Raw genomic sequence first — 4274 nt, forward strand, 5'->3', positions numbered from 1 at the left:
CCTCAAACAAGCCAGTTCCCGATTGACAGTAGCAGGCCCTGCCTTGGCCAGCCTTTTCGACTTGTATCTTTCGTTCATTCCAGAGGTCAGTTCAAAGAGATACTTGTCTTTGAAGCAGGGGACAAGATGTACCCTTAGGCTTCTGACATCCCTCTCATAAGAACTATGGGCCTTGTTCGCCTTCGAGAAAGCAAGGTATTCCTTGGCAAAGTCTTGAAATAGGATCTTCTTCTCCTCGTATATCCCCAGGTACTCGCCTCTGGCGCTCTTCAACTCGATGTCTTTAAGAGCCAGCTCAGCCAGCTTCTTAGACTGGCCGATCGTCTTCCTGATTCTTCTGCCTTTGTGGGTATAGTCTATATACCAGCTCTTGCCTCTCTTGAAGGTCCTTCCCATACTCATCAACCCCTCTATTGGTCAGTAACTTTACGACACAGTTCTCTCGTTTTCAAGTCATTTTTATCGGTCTACGCCCCTTTGAAACCAACTCCACCTCGGGTACTCTATTCTTCCTTCCTCTCCGCCGCTTATCCTTCAGCCACTCCTCAACTTCTTTCACGCTGAACCGGACAAGCTTCCCCAGCTTGATGTGAGGTATGTATCCCTCATGCACCCAGCCGTAGATTGTGGCTGGTTTCACACTGAGTATTTCAGCCAGACGGTTTATGTCAACGAGTCTGTCCATCTTTCGAGTTCTCGTCGCACTGTTGAGCAAAAGCAAGCGTAAGCTGTCCGGGAGAATCAGATACGCAACGGTGCGGTGCTTTCTTCTTCAAGGCACGGCTTGGGTCCACAGCTTTGATCATGTTGCCTCCTGCAACTGACAGTTCCTTAGTCTTAGAATATCCTATCGAAGGGTGTTGACGAGCCTTGTCGAGTTGGGGGTGTAGCGCTGGCCGGTCAGGAGTCCTTGCGTCAGAAGGAAGCTGTCGTCCCCCTTTCTTGTCCGAATCGTAGCCTGAGGCTGTTTGAGTAGGCTGAGGCTCTCCAGAGTTCTGTTTTTCTGGACCTTTTCTCTGACTTGTTTCGTTGTGCGACTGCCGGACGGTTTCAGTTTCTGTTTGGCTGGCTTCGTTCCCCAAAATAGTCCTGGGATCTGGCATGGACTGCAGCATACGATCGTATGCCTTCGCAGCATCCTCCATCTTAAAGTGGGAATAGTATCGTTCTGTTGTCTTCACACTCGCATGCCCAAGAAGCTTGCTTGCGATTTGGATATTTCCAGTCTCCTCCACAATACCCGTGGTAACGATATCTCTGACGAGATGCGGGTTGACGGCCTTCCCGAGATGCTTCAGACAGGCCTGCGTGACAATTCTATGCAGCATGGAGCTTCCAAGAGGTCGGCCATTCACTGAAGGAAACAAAACCTTTGAATTTGTATGGCGAGCAAGAATAGGACGTGCCTCCTCCAGATATTCTTTCAGATAAGGTTCAAGATACTCCGGAAAACTGTAGCTAGTCAGGTTGCCTGTCTTTGTCTCCTCGTTCCTAAACACAATTTGCCATGTTCCATGTGACCCACAGAATATGTTGTCGCCCAATCTTGCGTTGCGGAGGTTACTGGAACGCAAGGGTCTAGCTATCAGAATGCGGATTATTAGTTCGTTTCTTATCATAATTGCTAACCGTTTCTGATTCGTTCCCTTCCTCTGGCGCTGCGAGCTCTCTGCGAAAGCTAGCCTTTCCTGCTTGAGCCTTTCAGGGACGGAACGGAGTTCATTGAGAGAAACCATTTTCCCCGACTTGTCCTTTGGTCTAGCATCTCGGAGTTCTGCCTTCATTTCACAAAGCCACGCCATCTCTTCCTTGTTGGCCTTGATGTAATGCAGACCGATGGAGATAAGAACGTCTACATAGCTCATCAGTGTTATGTCACCAACTCGTCGCTTCGACCGCAACCAAGAGAAAAAGCTTCTGATCAGGTATTCGTCAAGAAAGGTACAAAGGTCCAGTTGGTCCTTTGGAATTCCGAGGACATTCACAAAGTATCCTGCGCACCTTTCGAGAGATTTTAGTCTTTTCGTTGCAGTACTTATGTTCTGCTTGTTTCTCTTGGGTCTGCCACGCACGAAGTCGTCTGTGGCCCAACTCCTGTATTTCTGATAATCCTTCTGCATCTGAGAAGGCCATTCTTCTAGGGGCAGGCGATATGGAGGGAATTTGTGGGGGATGGAGGGAAATCTCAAGTACGGAAGTACGCCTTCGGGCGCGGCATAGGCCCACATGGTCTCGAGATCGTGATAGACCCTCCGCCACTCCACACACCCGACCGTTCCCTGAAGGCTCTGTGCAAACTCTGTTAGGTCACTCGGCGCAAGGTCGGCTGGCCCCAGTCCTTTGGACGAGGCCCATTTCCCCAAACCATACCAGCGAGAACTTCCCTTTCGCCCGAAACGATGTTCATACGCTTCGATGGTGTCACGCCAGGTCGTTGACACTTCCTCAGAGCGGTCCGTCGACACTAGACCTCTCTTGCGGCCCCAGTCAGTGAGCCTCTTGAGGAATGACTTGTTGTTGCGCACTTTTACTCTAGAAGAGTTCTGTTTCTTAAGGTGACTTTCCAGAATATCCAACATCCCATCAAAGGCAGACACGGGAATCTCCGATGCTGATTTGACACCCAACGCCTTGATAGTGTGTCGAACGGCTGTCTTGGTCATGGCAACGCGGTTCCTGTCAGCCGTCTGCACCACGAAGATATCGAGCAACTCCTGTAGGCTTTTCACTTTCATTTCACATCGCCAAGAACGTATAAGGCGATTTGGATCGCCTACGTTACAGTTGACTGCAGACAAATGAGTTTAGTGTCAAAATATGTACGATATCCCTCTCGCGGACTGATGGTTGGTGCTACTTGCGTGGTACATAACACGCTACGCGAGCGTCTTTGTTGTTACGCTTGAATACGTTAGCCATCGTTTATCCTCATCGGACTCAAGCACCGCCTTGTACATAAACCAATCCGAACTTCCTGTTGGGACATAAACACTAAGACCTTGAAATGCTGTGAGTTAGGCCGAAGCCCCAGCATACGTGACTTTTCCAGAAGACGACCGAGACACCCAGAATTTCCGGGTACATAAACCAGACAACTCTCATTCTAGGTCAATGTGAATGACCTCTTGTCACGCTGCAGCTCTATGAACTTCTCGATATCCTTCCGTCGAAACCGAATGAGCCTGCCGACCTTAAGCGAGGGTAAGTCTCCTCTTCTGGCCAGGTCCATGACGTGGCGGGTGGTAGTGTGTAGTAGCTCCGCCACCTCCTTCTTGTTAAGTAGCTGCTCTTCCATCTTTCACCCCCCTTGTTAGTCAACCGTGACGAAGAACAAGGAACTTTGGACGACTTTGACTCTCCTAGGACTCAACGAAAAGATACTGGACCTTAGTGAAGTTTGTCAAATCGAGGGGGATAACTGTTGGTCACAGCTGACCACCGCTGGCACTCGTTGGCAAAAAAAATGACGCCAGCTAAGCACTGGCGTTGTAATTACTTGGACCTAGAAACGGCGGTTTTGTGCGACTGTCCGTACTTTTCTTAGTAGACGATGGTTCGTTGACTCAAGTAGTTCCTTAAGTCTCCCATTCTCACCCTCACGCATTGAGGGCCCAGACGCACCGTCTCCAAGCCATATTGGTTGACCATTCGGTAGATACTTCTCAGGGAAATCCTGAGCATGACTGCGACCTCTTGGAAAGTCAGCAGATCTTCATCGCCCAACCTACTGAATCTGGATCTTGACCTCCTCACCACTGCCACCACCTCCCTTTAGGTTACTCTCCCCAATGTTTCCCGGGCCAACTCACTTCCGCGCGGTCGATCACCATATGCTACTAGGTCGTCTACACCTTCACTAACGCCTTCGCCAAACCCGAGGCCAGTTTCTGCTCAAAAAAAACCGGCACAGCTTCTGGGTCTTAATAGACCCTCTGTGCCGGAGATCTGCCCCCTGTGCCCGTTTGTCCAGGGGCGCTTTTACTGTCCGGTTCTATCGAATAATGGGCACAGCATTATGTTAATGTCTGCGCCAGAATCTGTCAAGTACCGAAGTTGAAAAACTGCACACTCCCACAGCATACGCCAGCAGTCACTTCCTTCAAATCTCGATTTCTACTTTGTAGAAAGGCCAGTCAGGGCAAGTTTATGCCTTAGCCGTAGGGTCTCACAATTCTCTTCTTGGGCCGTCCGCCTTCGCTCGCGCAGGACACAAGTGTTCTCATATAGGCATCTTCAGAGCTTGCCCACGGTGAGAGTTGCGGTGTGAAGAACGG

5 protein-coding genes are annotated in these 4274 nt (G+C 50.0%); all 5 read right to left on the bottom strand.

What is annotated here, in order from left to right; all coding sequences use genetic code 11:
- Nucleotides 1-402: hypothetical protein (locus E3J62_02395; protein TET47113.1), on the bottom strand; the 402-nt coding region annotated here is incomplete at its 3' end.
- A gap of 46 nt (nucleotides 403-448) precedes the next feature.
- The gene (locus E3J62_02400; protein TET47114.1) at nucleotides 449-685 is read right to left on the bottom strand and encodes a DNA-binding protein; all 237 of its coding nucleotides are present in this window, start codon (nucleotides 683-685) and stop codon (nucleotides 449-451) included.
- Entirely contained in the window at nucleotides 669-2735 is a 2067-nt protein-coding gene (locus E3J62_02405) for a site-specific integrase (GenBank protein TET47115.1), read from the bottom strand. The genes E3J62_02400 and E3J62_02405 overlap by 17 nt, the downstream gene beginning before the upstream one ends.
- A 368-nt stretch (nucleotides 2736-3103) precedes the next feature.
- Nucleotides 3104-3295 (bottom strand): DNA-binding protein, encoded by a 192-nt coding sequence (locus E3J62_02410; protein ID TET47116.1) that lies wholly within the window; start codon nucleotides 3293-3295, stop codon nucleotides 3104-3106.
- 245 nt (nucleotides 3296-3540) lie between these two features.
- Entirely contained in the window at nucleotides 3541-3765 is a 225-nt protein-coding gene (locus tag E3J62_02415) for a DNA-binding protein (protein ID TET47117.1), read from the bottom strand.
- Nucleotides 3766-4274 lie beyond the last annotated feature (509 nt).

The organism is candidate division TA06 bacterium, from assembly GCA_004376575.1.
Classification (GTDB): domain Bacteria; phylum Hydrothermota; class DG-26; order E44-bin18; family E44-bin18; genus E44-bin18.